The following is a 14554-nucleotide window of genomic DNA, read 5'->3' on the forward strand; positions in this document are numbered from 1 at the left end:
GGGGCGACGCAACTAGATGCCAAGACCAAGGAGAGCCCGATGAAAATCACCGACGTAAAAACCTTCGTGGTCGGCAATCCCCCTCCCGGCATCGGCGGGCGCTATTTCATCTTCGTCAAGCTCATCACCGACTCCAATATCGTCGGCTATGGCGAGGCGTATAACGCGACCTTCGGCCCGCACGTCACCGCCCGCATGATCGAAGATCTTGCCGAGCGCTATCTCCTTGGACGCGATCCGCACGACATTGAAACCTTCTTCCGCCGCGCCTATTCGTCGGGCTTTTCGCAGCGCCCGGACATTTCCGTTATGGGATGTTTTTCAGCGCTCGAAATCGCCTGTTGGGACATTATCGGCAAGGAGGCAGACAAGCCCATCTACAAGCTTCTCGGCGGACAGGTGCATGAGCGTCTGCGCACCTACACCTATCTTTACCCTGAAACCGGCAGTGCCGTTCCCGCCGAGGCCGAGCCGGAAAACGTCTACAACACACCCGAACTCGCCGCCGAATGCGCCCTCTCCTATGTACGCCAGGGCTTCAACGCGGTGAAGCTCGACCCTGCCGGGCCATACACAATCCATGACGGCCACCAGCCGCGCCTGTACGACATCGACCTCGCGACGCGCATGATGAAGGCGATCCGCGAGGCGGTCGGCAACAAGGCGGACATTCTGTTCGGCACGCATGGCCAGTTCACCGCGTCTGGCGCCTTGCGCATGGCCCGCGCCATCGAACCTTACGACCCGCTCTGGTTCGAGGAACCGGTGCCGCCGGATATGCCCGAAGTCATGGCGCAGGTCGCGCGCGGCACATCAATTCCAATCGCCACCGGCGAGCGCCTGACCACGAAATTCGAATTCGCGCGCATCATCGAGCAGCGCGCAGCCGCCATTCTCCAGCCTGACCTCGGCCGCTCCGGCGGCTTGCTTGAAACGAAGAAGATCGCGGCAATGGCCGAGGCCTATCACATCCAGATCGCCCCGCATTGCTATTGCGGACCGATCGTCGGCGCCGCCAACATCCAGCTCGCCACGACCCTGCCGAACTTCCTCATTCTGGAATCGCTCAAGCAGTGGGGTGGCTTCCACGAAAAGCTGCTGAACCGGAAAATCGAATGGGAAGATGGCTACGTCATACCATCGAAAGAGCCGGGCCTCGGCGTCGAACTCAACGAAGAAGTATGCGAGACGCACCCCTACAATGGCAGGCAGCTTCACCTCGACATGATGCAGGAAGCGCTGTTTCCCTGATCAAGAAAAAGCGCTTCGAATCATACAGTTGAAAGACAGCGCGGAATCATTCTGAAAACCGCATGATTCAACGCTTGAGCCTTCATTTTTTTAGATAGAAACGCTGGCGGGACAGCGCCCCCCTCTGTCCTACCGGACATCTCCCCCACAGGTGGGGAGATTGGCTGACACAACTCTCCGCCTCTTCATTCTGCAACTTCAGCGATTGGTGCCGTGCTTAAATGATAGAGTAATCTCCCCACCCGTGGGGGAGATGTCCGGCAGGACAGAGGGGGGCGCCTCGTGATTCCGTCAAATAGGAAAGGCACTACTCGGCAGGCACCACGCGCCAGATCTTGTTGCCGACATCATCAGCCACCAAAAGCGCGCCCTTTGAATCGATAACGACACCGACAGGACGGCCCTGCGCCTCCTCCTTGTCGTTCAGAAACCCGGTCAAAATATCCTGCGGCGCACCCGAAGGTTTGCCATCGACAAACGGCACGAAGATCACCTTGTAGCCGCTGCGCGGCCTGCGGTTCCACGAACCATGCTGCCCGACGAAAACGCCATCGGCATAATCCGGCCCGAACAGATCGCCCGTGTTGAATGCCAGGCCAAGCGAGGCTGTATGAGTACCCAGAGCATAGTCCGGCGCAATAGCCTTCTCCACCAGATCGGGCCTTGGCGGCTGCGGGCGCTTGTCGATATTCTGACCGAAATAGCTGTATGGCCAGCCATAGAACGCACCCTCTTTCACCGAAGTCATATAATCCGGCACCAGATCGCTACCGATCTCGTCGCGCTCGTTCACCGCGACCCAAAGCTCGCCATTGGCCGGGTTCCAGGTCAGGCCGTTCGGGTTGCGCAGGCCGGATGCGAACAGCGTCAGCGACTTCGCTGCCGGATCGATGCGCAACACAGCGGCGCGGTTTTCCTCTGCCTCCATGCCGTTCTCGCCGACATTGCTGTTGGAACCAGCCGTCGCATAGAGCGTGCTGCCATCCGGGCTGGCGATAAGATCCTTCGTCCAATGATGGTTGATCGGCCCGCCGGGCAGATCAACGATTTTCTCGCCCTGCGCGGTGATGCTGGTTGCGCCTTCCTCATAAGGAAACGCCATCACCGCATCGGTGTTCGCGACGTAAAACGTATTGCCCACCAGCGCCATGCCGAAGGGCGAGTTCAGGCCTTCGAGAAAAGGCACCTTCATCTCGGCAACGCCATCGCCATCCGCATCGCGCAGCAGCGAAATTCGATTGGCGGTTTTCGCTCCGGCACCGGATCTACCCATCACCAGACCCATGACGAGCGCGCGCGGGCTAAAACCTGACTCTTCCTTGGCAGGCTTGTTGGTCTCCGCAACCAGCACGTCGCCATTCGGCAGAACATGCATCCAGCGCGGATGGTCGAGTTCACCTGCGAACTCGTTCACAGTCAAGCCTTCAGCCGCCACCGGCTTGGCGCCTTGCGGCCAGGAATTCGCCTTGGCGATGTTCACCGTGGGGATCAGCGTCGGGTTGGGCTGCGGCAGTGTCGGGCTTGGCCCGAATGTCTGTTCTTCCGGTAGGCTCGATTTCTCATATGAGAAGTAAAAGACGCCGCCCAGCGCGAGCGCCACGACGACAACCAAAGCAACGACGAATTTTATCATGATCCAAGCTCCCTATCCGCTTAATGCGCGAGAGCGCATCGGGTTCACTCCAGACCGCTGAAGGACGGCGAGTAGTCGATCTGCCCCGTCGAGACCGGCAAAGAGCCGCCCAGCGGCAGCACCATGAAATATTCGCCCGCATAGGGCGTCGAGAACCCAGCGGCGAGATCGGCGCGGAATCCGAAACGCCCGTAATAGGCAGGGTCGCCCAGCACGAAAATCGCCCGGCTTCCCATCTTTTCGGCGCGATCGATCGCAGCCTTTATAAGCGCGGCCCCGATGCCTTTTTTCTGAAAATCAGGCTCCACCGCCAATGGCGCAAGTCCAAGGGCGGGAAAAGGTGCAGCCATGGTCGAAAGCATCACATGGCCGACGATCCGTGCATTGTCCACCGCGACCAGCGAAACCACGGCTTCGCCTGACTTTCGCAATTGCACGACAAGCTGCGCCTCGGCGGGCTGACCGAACGCCTGCTCGACCAGCCGATTCACCGCCTCTTCGTCGTCACTGCGCTCGTCACGAATTTCCATCGCTTCACTATTCCTTGATTGTCAGGCTGTCCCAGAACCGGTCGATGATCTTGCCGTCTTCATCGCGATTATTCTGGTCGATCCGCGTTATCGCGATCAGTCCCTCACTATCCTTGCCGTAGGTGACGATCTCGTAGTCCACCGACTCGCTCTTGCTTTTCACTGTCGCAAGAATGCCGGAAAGACTTTCGCCCTGCTTCAATTGCCTTGTCGTCGGCTTCTGCTCGAGTGTAGCGCCTGCTTGAATGGACTCTTTCGTCAACTGTTGCAGCATCAGCGGCGCCAGCATCGAAGGATCCATACTGGTATATTCCTGCACGATCACCATCGAGCCCAGTGCGGATGAGATAAAATACTGCGCGATGTTTTCGCCAAGCTGCGACATCGCAACCGTCATATTTCCCGGATAGACGAACGCGAACTTGTCGCCTTTGAAGGTCGAGAATTCGTTCCGGCTGATCGATACGGTGGTTTTCTCACCATTCGGAAGCGTGAATTCTTCCGTCTCGCCCGCATCGAGATCGATCGTCTGATCGCCGATCGTCAATTTGTATGTCTTCAGCTCTTCCGCAACTGCAGGATGTCCCGCAAATGCCAACACCAGAACCAGCAGAACAAGCTTTTTCATGTGAAGCCCCGTTTTGATCAGAAACGGATAGCGCGGCTCAAGCCGCATGGCCACATAAAAAGGCCGCCCCGAAGGGCGGCCTTGAATTCGTTTTTCAGATCCTGGGATCTACGATGCGGTTTCGACGCCGGTAATCGCGCCGGTTGCATCGTCCACGGAAATCACGATTTTCGTGCCTTCGGTCATAGCGTCGATGGCAACGTTTTCAGGAGCGACAAAAGACTGTCCATCCTGAAGAGTAACCGTCCGCGTCGCCGGATCGACACCCTGCACGACGCCCTCTACCGTGGCGGCATAGGCCGCGCCGATGAATGCGAGGGAAGCGATCGTGGTTGCAAGGATTTTCTTCATTGCGTGTACTCCGGTTTAAATTTGCTCCGTCGAATTCGCTGCTTGGTGGCTCAGCGAGCTCGTCGGAACACCCCGGACCTAAAACGCGATCGGCCCTTCCCGCAAATCACGAACAATGAAATTATCAAATAAAAACATAGACTTGATTTGAACACATTCGAGCGTTCCCCGAACGAACGGGCTGTTTCGCGTCATTCTGAAAAAGCCGCGATTGCACGTTTTGCGCGTAGTCTGGCGATTGTGGCTGCTCTTTGCGCCGTCACTTCACCGCCAGATTTTCCGGCAGCCCGAAGTCACATCATGGCCGTGAAAAAATCCGCGGCCGAATTTTTATTGGCCGTCGCAGTGCCTACCAGCGCAGATCGGCCGGATCCTTGAAGTAGCGGCGGCCGCGATCCCTGGCGCGTTCCAAGGCATCGAAATAAACCTCATCCATTTTCGGCTGCACGGCTTCGGGTGCAAGCTTTTCGACGACCATGCGCCGCGCCGCAGCACCCTTTGCCCGCCGCATAGCCTCATCCGCCGCAAGCCGCGAAACCGCGCGACCCATACCGTCCATATCGCCGATTTCGAACAGGGATGCAGGCGCCAGCAATTCGTCCATATTGCCGACCTTCGTCGACAGCACAGGTATTTCGACAGCCATCGCCTCGACGGGCGCTATCGGCGCTTCCTCGCGACGCGACGTGCAGACAAACACATCCATCGCATGAAGCAGCTTCACCGCATCGTTGCGATGACCGGCAAGATGCACGCGCCCTGCAATGGCCGGATCGGCGAGCATCGCGTTCCAGCCCGGCATCGGCTGCTTGTTCTCGCTCAGATGGCCGATCAGCAGAAGGTCGGCGTCGAGACCTTCTAAAACGAGCTTCTTCAGAAGCCGCAGTATATCGACCTGGTTCTTGCGATCCGAGATTTGCCCGATCGATCCCAGTACAAACGCCTCGTTGCGAATGCCGAGTGTTGCCCGCGCGGCCATGCGCGAGCTTTCTGTGACGGGCGCGATCTGCGAGGCATCGAACAGATTGGACAGAACATACATGCGCTCCGTCGGAACGAGCTTGCGCAATGTGTAATAATCCGCGGTTTTCTTGTTGAGGCCGATCACGGCATGCGCCGCGCGCCAGGGAAGCTGGAAATGCCTCAAATGCGCGGTCATCACCGAAGGCACGCCATCGGCGATACGGAAAATCATCAGTGTCTTGTTTGCCGGCGAGCCATGCGCGTGGACGATCGTCCTGCCCCAGTCGCGTATCGCATATCCGGTCTTGCGCAGATCGCCCGGCTTCATCGAGAACCGCGCCTCGACCATCTTCACACTGCCCGCGAAACTCTGCGCCTGTATCCAGGATTTCGGCCTGTGCACCAGCATGATCTGATGGCCTGCGCGCAACTGGGCGTCGATGAGTTCTTTCAGGCTGGTCGCGACACCGTTCTGCGATTTGTGGCTTATCAGATGCGCGATCTTCATCGGACGAAGCGAAAGCGGAAATGCCCTGCTTCGTTCCTCTGGGCGTTTAGCCTGATCTGCAGCCAAATACGCGTTCATAAGAATCGAGTGCCCTAAACCCTGTACAACCGGCATAATACCCTGCGACAATTTGTTCAAGGCGAACCATCTATCGCACACGAAGTATTGAGGCCGCGCACTCCTGACAGCCTCCTGTCAGTAATCGCCTTCACAGCGTTGCATGCGCGCTTCCGACCCTTTCCATTTGCCTCGACTTTCCCCATATTCCGGCCATGGCCAAATCTCCTGAAAAACCATCGCCGCGCGAAGCGGCCAAAGGTGCGACGAAAGCCGCGCGCCGCAGCCCGCTGACCGAATATCTCGACGCCGCAGAACCGCTGGAGCGCAACGGCTTTAGCGAAGCGCCGCAGCCTGAGCTTTCCGGCACACCGCTCTCCGGCTCGATTTCGGATTGGGCCAAGGAAATTGCGGATGAGGCTGACACCGAACCGAGCAAAGCTCGGCAAGGCCGACCGGCCGCCGCGCCTGACAATTCGAGCGCCAAAAAGAAAAAAATCCCCGAGCGTTCCTCCGCCCCGACAAAGTCGGCGCGCGGCACATCGATGGGCGGAGCCGCGACCGCCAAAGAACGCGCCGCCGCTGGCCTGAACCCCGTCGCAGGTCTCGACATCGATCTGGAAGACGCGGCCTCGCTGTCCAATTCCGGCGTCACGGCGACCGTCGCGGCACTCTCGGCTTTGATCGAATCCGGCAATCCGCTGCACAAGAATGGTGAGATGTGGGTTCCCCACCGCCCTGCCCGCCCGGAGAAATCCGAAGGCGGCGTGGCGATCAAGATGGTGTCGGAGTTCGAACCGGCAGGCGATCAGCCGACCGCGATCAGGGATCTCGTCTCCGGCGTTTCGGAACATGATCGTACGCAGGTTCTGCTTGGCGTCACCGGCTCCGGCAAGACCTTCACCATGGCCAAGGTCATCGAGGAAACCCAGCGCCCCGCGCTCATTCTCGCACCGAACAAGACGCTGGCGGCCCAGCTTTATTCGGAGTTCAAGAAGTTCTTCCCCGAAAACGCGGTCGAGTATTTCGTTTCCTACTACGATTACTACCAGCCGGAAGCCTACGTCCCGCGCACCGATACCTTCATCGAGAAGGAATCCTCGATCAACGAGCAGATCGACCGCATGCGCCACTCAGCCACGCGCTCGCTGCTGGAGCGCGACGACGTCATCATCGTCGCTTCGGTCTCATGCATCTACGGTATCGGCTCGGTCGAAACCTACACCGCCATGACCTTCCAGATGAGCGTCGGCGACAGGCTCGACCAGCGCCAATTGCTGGCCGATCTCGTGGCCCAGCAATACAAGCGGCAGGACATCAATTTCGTGCGCGGCTCGTTCCGTGTGCGTGGCGACACGATCGAAATCTTCCCGGCCCACTTGGAAGACAGCGCCTGGCGCATTTCCATGTTCGGCGACGAGATCGAGCAGATCACCGAGTTCGACCCGCTCACCGGAAACAAGACCGGCGATCTGAAATCGGTCAAGATTTACGCCAATTCGCACTATGTCACGCCGCGCCCAACGCTCAATCAGGCGATCAAATCGATCAAGGATGAGCTCAAGGGCCGCCTTGTCGAACTTGAAAAGGCAGGCCGCCTGCTGGAAGCCCAACGCCTTGAACAGCGCACGCGCTTCGATCTCGAAATGCTCGAAGCAACCGGCTCCTGCGCCGGTATCGAAAACTATTCGCGCTATCTCACAGGCCGCCGCCCCGGCGATCCGCCGCCGACCCTGTTCGAATATATTCCCGACAACGCGCTCGTCTTCGTCGATGAAAGCCACGTCACGATTCCACAGATCGGCGGCATGTATCGGGGCGACTTCCGCCGCAAGGCGACGCTGGCCGAATATGGCTTCCGCCTGCCCTCCTGCATGGACAATCGCCCGCTGCGCTTCGAGGAATGGGACGCAATGCGCCCTCTTTCCGTCGCTGTGTCCGCCACCCCCGGCGGCTGGGAACTCGACCAATCCGGCGGCGTATTTGCGGAACAGGTCATCCGTCCCACCGGCCTCATCGATCCGCCGGTCGAAATCCGTCCGGCCAAGAGTCAGGTCGATGATGTCGTCGGCGAAATCCGCGAAACGACCAAAGCGGGCTATCGCACCCTCGTCACCGTTCTCACCAAGCGCATGGCGGAGGATCTGACCGAATACCTCCATGAAAACGGCATCCGCGTGCGCTACATGCACTCCGACATCGACACGCTGGAGCGCATCGAGATCCTGCGCGATTTGCGCCTTGGCGCCTTCGACGTGCTTGTCGGCATCAACCTTCTGCGCGAAGGCCTCGATATTCCCGAATGCGCTTTCGTGGCGATCCTCGATGCCGACAAGGAAGGCTTCCTGCGTTCCGAAACCTCGCTCATCCAGACCATCGGTCGCGCGGCACGCAACGTGGACGGCAAGGTCATTCTTTACGCCGACCAGATCACCGGTTCGATGCAGCGCGCCATGGACGAAACCTCGCGCCGCCGCGAAAAGCAGGTGGCGTGGAACGAAGCCAACGGCATCACGCCTGAAAGTGTGAAGTCGCGCATTTCCGATATTCTGGACTCGGTCTACGAGAAGGATCACGTCCGCGCCGACATTTCGACTTTCGCCGCAGACGGCAACATGGTCGGCAACAATCTGAAAGCGCATCTCGAAGCGCTGAGCAAGCAGATGCGCGATGCCGCCGCCGATCTCGACTTCGAAAAGGCCGCCCGCCTGCGCGACGAGATCAAGCGTTTGCACGAAATGGAACTCTCCATTTCCGACGATCCGCTCGCGAAATATGCCGATATGGAAAGTCCGGTATCAGGCCGCGAAAAGGGCAAGCACAACAAAGGCCGCGCCATCCATCGCGCGGTCGATGAAAACGCACCCTCCCCGCAGGAAGAACGCACCAAACAGCGCGCCGCTTCCGGCAGATCGCTTTTCGCCAAGCCCGAACTCGACGAAATGGGCCGCGCCGGCGACCACACCACCCGCTCCGGTAAAACACCGCCCGAAAAACCACTGTTCAAGAAGCAGTCCGCACAGGAAGCGCACGGTGCCGATTACGGCTTGCCGGATGATCAGAGCCGGTCATTGTTCAAGAAGAACTCGCTTGACGAAATGACCGTCCGCCGCACGGAAAAACCTGTCCAGGGAACGCCGCCGCAAAAGCTGCCAATCTCCCCACCTGTGGGGGAGATGTCCGGCAGGACAGAGGGGGGCGCGAAGGATCGCAATCTCTCCGACAACCCCGCCCCTGTCCGCCGCGAACGCACCGGTATCGGCTCTTATGAAGACCCGTCCGACGCAGCCCGCCAGAAGCGGCGCCCCGGCAAGACTGGCCGGCCGGGGAAGTAGCCTCCTCTAGAGCATTTCCATTTTGAAGGATTCGCGAGGCACCCCCCTCTGCCCTGCCGGGCATCTCCCCCTCAAGGGTGGAGATTGGCTGACACCACCGTCCGCTTTCATTCTGTAACGTCAACAATTAGTGCCGTGTTTTCATGAAAGAGTAATCTCCACCCTTGAGGGGGAGATGCCCGGCAGGGCAGAGGGGGGTGCTGTCCCGCCAGCGTTGCTATTTAAAAAATGAAGGCCTCCGAGCCTACCGCTCGCTGTCCAGCATCGCCATCTGCGACTGGTCGTAACGTTCACCAGCCGCCGCATCCTTCGGCACGGCCTGCTCGATCCGCGCCAGATCCTGCGGTGAAAATGTAACGTCTGCCGCGCCGAGCGCTTCCTGCAGACGGTCCCGCTTTCGCGCACCCACCACCGGCACGATCATGTCGCCTTGCGCGGCGACCCAGGCGATTGCCAGTTGCGCAACCGTCACGCCCTTTTCCTCGGCGATCTGGCGCAATGCCTCGACCAGCGCCAGATTGGCCTCGACATTCTCCGCCTGGAACCGTGGGCTCATGGCGCGGAAATCGCCCTTGTTCTGCCCCGAAGCCTTCTGCCAATGTCCGCTGATCAGCCCGCGCGACAGCACGCCGTACGCGGTAATGCCGATACCGAGTTCCTGCGCGGCAGGCAGGATCGTCGCTTCCGGCCCGCGCGAAATCAGCGAATATTCGATCTGAAGATCGCTGATCGGATGCACTGCCGCCGCCCGACGCATCGTATCGGCGCCCACTTCCGAAAGCCCGATATGGCGCACATATCCGGCCTTCACCATATCGGCGATCACGCCCACCGTTTCCTCGATCGGCACAGCCGGATCGAGCCGCGAAGGCCGGTAGATGTCGATATGATCCACGCCCAGACGCTGCAGCGTATAGGCGAGAAAGCTCTTCACCGCCTTAGGCCGCGCATCATATCCCATCCAGCCACCGGCCGGATCGCGCAGCGCGCCGAACTTCACGCTTAGCTTGTAATTGTCGCGTGGAATGCCTTTCACCGCTTCGGCAATCAGCATTTCATTATGCCCCATGCCGTAGAAATCGCCCGTGTCGAGCAGATCGATCCCGGCATCGAGCGCAGCATGTATCGTCGCGATGCTTTCAGCACGATCCGACGGGCCATACATGCCCGACATGCCCATGCAGCCGAGCCCGATCATCGCGCTCTCGATGCCCGTTTTTCCTAATTGACGTTTTTCCATGTCGAATGACCTCCTGTGTCGAAAGCCACTATGCCACTGGGGCGAATGTGCGATAATCCTTCAATATCGATACAGGCTGTACGGAAAACCGGACAATGAACAATCTTGATGATCTGACCATGTTCGCCGCCGTGGTCGAGGCGGGCGGCTTCCGCCTTGCCGCGCACCGCAACCGCATGTCGGCCTCATCCCTAAGCGATGCGGTGCGCCGCTTGGAAGACAGTCTCGACGTGCGCCTGCTCAACCGCACGACGCGCAGCGTCACACCCACCGAAGCCGGGCAGCGCCTGTTGCAGCGCATACGCCCCGCCCTTGCCGAAATCGCCGAGGCAGTTGATGGCGTCGCCAGCGACTCCGGCCGACCGAGCAGCACTTTGCGTCTCAACGTGCCGACCATCGTCGCCGATTACATTCTGCCGCAGATCGCCGCGCGTTTCCTCGCCGCCCATCCCGGCGTCCGGCTCGACATCGTTGCGCAGGACAGTTTCGTCGACGTGCTTGCCGCCGGTTTCGACGCGGGCATCCGCTACGAGGAAAGCATCGCGCAGGATATGATCGCGATCCCCATCGGCCCGCGCCGCCAGCGCTTCGCGGTCTGCGCCGCGCCCGCCTATCTCGAACGCCACGGCACGCCGCGCCATCCGCGCGAACTCGCCGACCATGCCAAGCTCGGCTACCGGTTTGCAGGCGGCGCACTCAGCGTCTGGGATTTCGAACGCGAAACACGCCGCATCCGCGTCGTGCCGGATGGACCGCTGATCGCCTCGTCATGGCCGATGGTGCGCACTGCTGCCATCGCAGGCCTTGGCGTGGTGGCAGGCTTCGAGGAGCATCTGCGCGCCGAGGTCGAATCCGGCGCGCTCATCCGCATTCTGGCCGATTGGCAGACCGATTTCTCCGGCCCCTTCCTCTATTACCAGACCCGCCGTCACATGCCCCCGCCCCTGCGCGCCTTCGTGGATTTCGTCAGAAAAGCCGAAAACCCCGCCTGATACCTCCATTTGAAAAAATATTCACCCATATGGTTGACTATTTTTTCAACCCCTCCTATATTCAACCAATCGGGAGAATAAATGGACGAAGATGCTCTGTCACGAATTCTGAAGGCCGCCGGCGATACCACAAGGCGGCAAATCCTGACGCTGCTTGTTCAGGAGAATGCATTGAGAGTGACCGCCCTCGCCGCCCATTTCGACATGTCCCTGAATGCCGTTTCCAAGCACATCAAGGTGCTGGAGGAGGCCGGACTTGTCACCCGCCGCACTTTGGGCCGCGAGCATTTCATCACCGCGGAGCTCGAACCGCTAAGGCTCACCGAGAGCTGGTTCGCGCAACTGAAGTCAATTTGGGAACTGCGCCTTGCGGCGCTGGAAAAGGCACTCGTTTCAAAGGACGAAGACGATGAATGAACTCGAACTGACAGTAACCCGCACGATCCCCGCCCCGCGCGAAAAGGTGTTCGACGCCTGGCTTTCGCCAAAGATTCTGGGGCAATTCATGAGGCCGTCGAGCAGCATGACCAGCCCGTCGAAAGTCACCAACGACCCGGTCAAGGGCGGTCAATTCACGATCCTCATGATTTCCGAGGGGCGCGAACTTCCGCACACCGGCACCTATCTCGAAATTGACCCCTATTCGCGCCTGTCTTTCACATGGGCATCGGAGAACTCGCTCGACGATAGCGTCGTCACCATCGACTTCACTGAACCCAAACCCGGCACGACCGACATCACGCTGAAACAGGTAAAATTCCGCAGCGAGGCAGAGCGTCAGGGCCACACGCAGGGCTGGACCGCAATCATCGAACAGCTCGAAAAGATACTCGCCTGAGTTCTTTCGAAACATCACCGGGCGCTTTCGAATAGCGCCCGGTGATTGGACCATCCCTATTCGGCAAGCCGCGACAAGACCTGATGGGCGGCCTTTACACGCACTTCATTGGGATAGCGCTTGTTGGCGAGCATGACGATCCCGATCTTCTTGCCCGGAACATAGGCGACGTAAGCGCCGAAACCGTTGGTCGATCCGGTCTTGTTGATGATCACGTCCCCCCGCGGCTGCATCGGCGGATCGATTTCTTCCGCCGGGATCGAGCCCCGTGTCGTCGCGCCGGAATTGCCCGCAACGATCTTGTTCAGCTCGACCGGATACGGGTACTGCTCCCAGATAAGATCCTGCACCAATTCACCGGCACGGAAATAGCCGATATGCGTCGCACTCACGGCGCGGGCGAGTTTTTCAGGCACGTCGCCAATACCCATATTCACTTCAAGGAAGCGGACCATATCGACGGTGTTCGACTTCACGCCATACGCTTCTGCCGCGAGCATGCCGGGACCCGCGCGGACAGGCTTGTCATTGTTGTTATAGCCCCAGGCATATGATTTCATCTCCGCCGCAGGCACGTCGATATAGGTTCTTTCAAGCCCGAATTCCGGAAATATCCGCTTTTCCATGAGCGTCTTGAAATTTTCCCCCATGCTCTTTACAGCAACCATGCCAAGCAGCCCGACGCTCGGATTTGCGTAAGTACGGTGCGTACCGGGCGTAAATTCCGGTTTCCAGTCCCGGTAATAGGCGATGAGCTGGCTTCGGCTCTTCACGCCATCGGGGAACTGAAGCGGAAAGCCGCCTGCCGTATGCGTGCCCAGATCGAGCACCCGCACATCGTCCAGTGCGCTTCCCTGCAATTCGCTCATATGCCTGGTTACGCTGTCCCTCATCGACAGCTTGCCCTCGACTTCGGCATAGGTCGCCAACGTCGCAGTAAATGTCTTGCTGATCGAGCCGAGTTCAAACAGCGTCTCGCGTGTGATTTCCTCTCTCGGCTTTTTCGCAGCCACGCCATATTCGAGGAAATAGCGCTGACCGTCGATCGTCAGCCCGACCGCCAGTCCGGGAACACCATGCTCTTCGATGACCGGTTTCATCGCTTCATCGACGATCTGGCGAACCATCGCCTCCCGATCCGAACTCTGCGCATTTGCGCTCGAAAAACAGCCAAGGGCGGACAGGAAAACGCCGGCCGCAAGTCTCCAGGTAACGGGCTGGGACAAATCTATCTCCTTTCAATTTGGGGTCCATCTCGTTTATGGCCCCTTCGTTTCCTGTACAAACGATGATAAATCAGACCAGCTATAAGATAAACTTGGGCATAGATGGTTCGACCTTTTCTTCCACTGAATGCGCTGCGGGCGTTTGAAGCGTCGGCCAGACATCAAAGTTTTACGCGCGCCGGGATCGAGCTTCGCGTGACGCAGGCGGCCGTAAGCCAGCAGGTCCGGTCGCTCGAAATACGCATGGGCATTCAGCTTTTCCGCAGGCTGCCCCGCGGGCTAAAGATCACCGCCGAGGGCGAATTCCTGCTCCCCATCGTCAGTGACGCGTTCGATCGCCTGGCAACGACGCTCGATATTGTGGGATCGGGAAAGGTCCGTGAATTGCTGGTGGTCGGCGCGGTCGGAACATTCGCAGTCGGGTGGCTGCTGCCCCGGCTGGATCACTTCCGGCAAACCTATCCCTTTGTGGAATTGCGGCTATCGACGAACAACAACCGCGTGGATATGGCGGCGGAGGGGCTGGATTACTCGATCCGTTTCGGCGACGGCGCATGGCACGGCATAGACGCGACCGAAATATTCGACGCCCCTCTCACCCCGCTCTGCACACCTGAACTCGCTGCCAAACTCCGCGCGCCGGAAGATTTGAACGGGCTGACCCTGCTTCGAAGCTACCGCATGGACGAATGGGCACGCTGGTTCGTCGCCGCCGGTACGGAAGTTCCATCAAACATCGCAAGCGCAATCGTCTTCGATTCATCGCTGGCCATGATGGAAGCCGCAGAGCAAGGCGCCGGCGTCGCCCTGGCCCCCGCCCTCCTGTTCTCACGCCAGCTTGCAAAAGGCTCGATCGTAAGACCCTTTCCAGACTCCATCTCGCTCGGCAGCTATTGGCTGACAAAGCTCAAATCACGAAAACAGACTGCCGCAATGAGCGCATTCGCCGAATGGATCGAGGCACAGACGGCGGAGATTTGAGGCGACGGGGTATGAACCGTC

13 protein-coding genes are annotated in these 14554 nt (G+C 59.3%); 6 read left to right on the forward strand and 7 right to left on the reverse strand.

Annotated elements, in window-relative coordinates:
* Positions 1 to 39: 39 nt before the first annotated feature.
* Positions 40 to 1251 carry a mandelate racemase/muconate lactonizing enzyme family protein gene (locus ABFT80_RS22195; protein WP_347974139.1) on the forward strand — a complete coding sequence of 404 codons (1212 nt, stop codon included), beginning with the start codon at positions 40 to 42 and terminating at the stop codon, positions 1249 to 1251.
* A gap of 307 nt (positions 1252 to 1558) precedes the next feature.
* Here the strand turns inward: ABFT80_RS22195 and ABFT80_RS22200 are convergent, their stop codons facing one another.
* The 5 genes from ABFT80_RS22200 to ABFT80_RS22220 all read right to left on the reverse strand — a co-directional run bounded on the left by ABFT80_RS22200 (position 1559) and on the right by ABFT80_RS22220 (position 5942).
* A complete protein-coding gene (locus ABFT80_RS22200; RefSeq protein WP_347974140.1) occupies positions 1559 to 2884 on the reverse strand; it encodes a PQQ-dependent sugar dehydrogenase in 1326 nt (441 codons plus the stop codon).
* 44 nt (positions 2885 to 2928) lie between these two features.
* Positions 2929 to 3414, reverse strand: a complete 486-nt coding sequence (locus ABFT80_RS22205) for a GNAT family N-acetyltransferase (RefSeq protein WP_347974141.1) — start codon at positions 3412 to 3414, stop codon at positions 2929 to 2931.
* Between the two features lie 7 nt (positions 3415 to 3421).
* Positions 3422 to 4042: a hypothetical protein gene (locus ABFT80_RS22210; RefSeq protein ID WP_347974142.1), complete on the reverse strand. Its 621-nt coding sequence runs from the start codon at positions 4040 to 4042 to the stop codon at positions 3422 to 3424.
* 108 nt (positions 4043 to 4150) lie between these two features.
* Positions 4151 to 4393 carry a DUF1344 domain-containing protein gene (locus tag ABFT80_RS22215; protein WP_347974143.1) on the reverse strand — a complete coding sequence of 81 codons (243 nt, stop codon included), beginning with the start codon at positions 4391 to 4393 and terminating at the stop codon, positions 4151 to 4153.
* A gap of 349 nt (positions 4394 to 4742) precedes the next feature.
* Positions 4743 to 5942: a glycosyltransferase family 4 protein gene (locus ABFT80_RS22220; RefSeq protein ID WP_347974144.1), complete on the reverse strand. Its 1200-nt coding sequence runs from the start codon at positions 5940 to 5942 to the stop codon at positions 4743 to 4745.
* Between the two features lie 194 nt (positions 5943 to 6136).
* On the opposite strand from ABFT80_RS22220, the gene uvrB reads away from it, so the two are divergent.
* Positions 6137 to 9256: an excinuclease ABC subunit UvrB gene (gene uvrB, locus ABFT80_RS22225; protein WP_347974145.1), complete on the forward strand. Its 3120-nt coding sequence runs from the start codon at positions 6137 to 6139 to the stop codon at positions 9254 to 9256.
* 244 nt (positions 9257 to 9500) lie between these two features.
* Here uvrB and ABFT80_RS22230 read toward each other — a convergent pair whose 3' ends face one another.
* Positions 9501 to 10496, reverse strand: a complete 996-nt coding sequence (locus tag ABFT80_RS22230; protein ID WP_347974146.1) for an aldo/keto reductase — start codon at positions 10494 to 10496, stop codon at positions 9501 to 9503.
* Positions 10497 to 10591: 95 nt separating this feature from the next.
* On the opposite strand from ABFT80_RS22230, the gene ABFT80_RS22235 reads away from it, so the two are divergent.
* From ABFT80_RS22235 to ABFT80_RS22245, 3 genes are all read left to right on the forward strand, one after another.
* Complete coding sequence (locus ABFT80_RS22235; RefSeq protein WP_347974147.1) at positions 10592 to 11488, forward strand: LysR family transcriptional regulator; 897 nt, start codon at positions 10592 to 10594, stop codon at positions 11486 to 11488.
* An 81-nt stretch (positions 11489 to 11569) separates the two neighbouring features.
* On the forward strand, positions 11570 to 11905 hold the full coding sequence (locus ABFT80_RS22240; RefSeq protein WP_347974148.1) for an ArsR/SmtB family transcription factor: 336 nt from the start codon (positions 11570 to 11572) through the stop codon (positions 11903 to 11905).
* A complete protein-coding gene (locus ABFT80_RS22245) occupies positions 11898 to 12326 on the forward strand; it encodes an SRPBCC family protein (RefSeq protein ID WP_347974149.1) in 429 nt (142 codons plus the stop codon). Before ABFT80_RS22240 ends, ABFT80_RS22245 begins: the two co-directional genes overlap by 8 nt.
* Positions 12327 to 12382: 56 nt before the next feature.
* Here ABFT80_RS22245 and ampC read toward each other — a convergent pair whose 3' ends face one another.
* Complete coding sequence (ampC, locus tag ABFT80_RS22250) at positions 12383 to 13510, reverse strand: class C beta-lactamase (RefSeq protein ID WP_455189986.1); 1128 nt, start codon at positions 13508 to 13510, stop codon at positions 12383 to 12385.
* A 144-nt stretch (positions 13511 to 13654) separates the two neighbouring features.
* On the opposite strand from ampC, the gene ABFT80_RS22255 reads away from it, so the two are divergent.
* Positions 13655 to 14533 (forward strand): LysR family transcriptional regulator, encoded by an 879-nt coding sequence (locus ABFT80_RS22255; protein ID WP_347974151.1) that lies wholly within the window; start codon positions 13655 to 13657, stop codon positions 14531 to 14533.
* The last annotated feature ends 21 nt before the right edge of the window (positions 14534 to 14554 follow it).

The sequence above is a fragment of the Foliimonas ilicis genome, from assembly GCF_039939195.1.
In the GTDB taxonomy this organism is placed as follows: Bacteria; Pseudomonadota; Alphaproteobacteria; order Rhizobiales; family Rhizobiaceae; genus Foliimonas; species Foliimonas ilicis.

Coding starts and splice junctions, on each gene's coding strand:
- ABFT80_RS22195 (WP_347974139.1), top strand. CDS start 40: ATGAAAATCACCGACGTAAAAACCTTCGTGGTCGGCAATCCCCCTCCC.
- ABFT80_RS22200 (WP_347974140.1), bottom strand. CDS start 2,884: ATGATAAAATTCGTCGTTGCTTTGGTTGTCGTCGTGGCGCTCGCGCTG.
- ABFT80_RS22205 (WP_347974141.1), bottom strand. CDS start 3,414: ATGGAAATTCGTGACGAGCGCAGTGACGACGAAGAGGCGGTGAATCGG.
- ABFT80_RS22210 (WP_347974142.1), bottom strand. CDS start 4,042: ATGAAAAAGCTTGTTCTGCTGGTTCTGGTGTTGGCATTTGCGGGACAT.
- ABFT80_RS22215 (WP_347974143.1), bottom strand. CDS start 4,393: ATGAAGAAAATCCTTGCAACCACGATCGCTTCCCTCGCATTCATCGGC.
- ABFT80_RS22220 (WP_347974144.1), bottom strand. CDS start 5,942: ATGAACGCGTATTTGGCTGCAGATCAGGCTAAACGCCCAGAGGAACGA.
- uvrB (WP_347974145.1), top strand. CDS start 6,137: ATGGCCAAATCTCCTGAAAAACCATCGCCGCGCGAAGCGGCCAAAGGT.
- ABFT80_RS22230 (WP_347974146.1), bottom strand. CDS start 10,496: ATGGAAAAACGTCAATTAGGAAAAACGGGCATCGAGAGCGCGATGATC.
- ABFT80_RS22235 (WP_347974147.1), top strand. CDS start 10,592: ATGAACAATCTTGATGATCTGACCATGTTCGCCGCCGTGGTCGAGGCG.
- ABFT80_RS22240 (WP_347974148.1), top strand. CDS start 11,570: ATGGACGAAGATGCTCTGTCACGAATTCTGAAGGCCGCCGGCGATACC.
- ABFT80_RS22245 (WP_347974149.1), top strand. CDS start 11,898: ATGAATGAACTCGAACTGACAGTAACCCGCACGATCCCCGCCCCGCGC.
- ABFT80_RS22255 (WP_347974151.1), top strand. CDS start 13,655: ATGGTTCGACCTTTTCTTCCACTGAATGCGCTGCGGGCGTTTGAAGCG.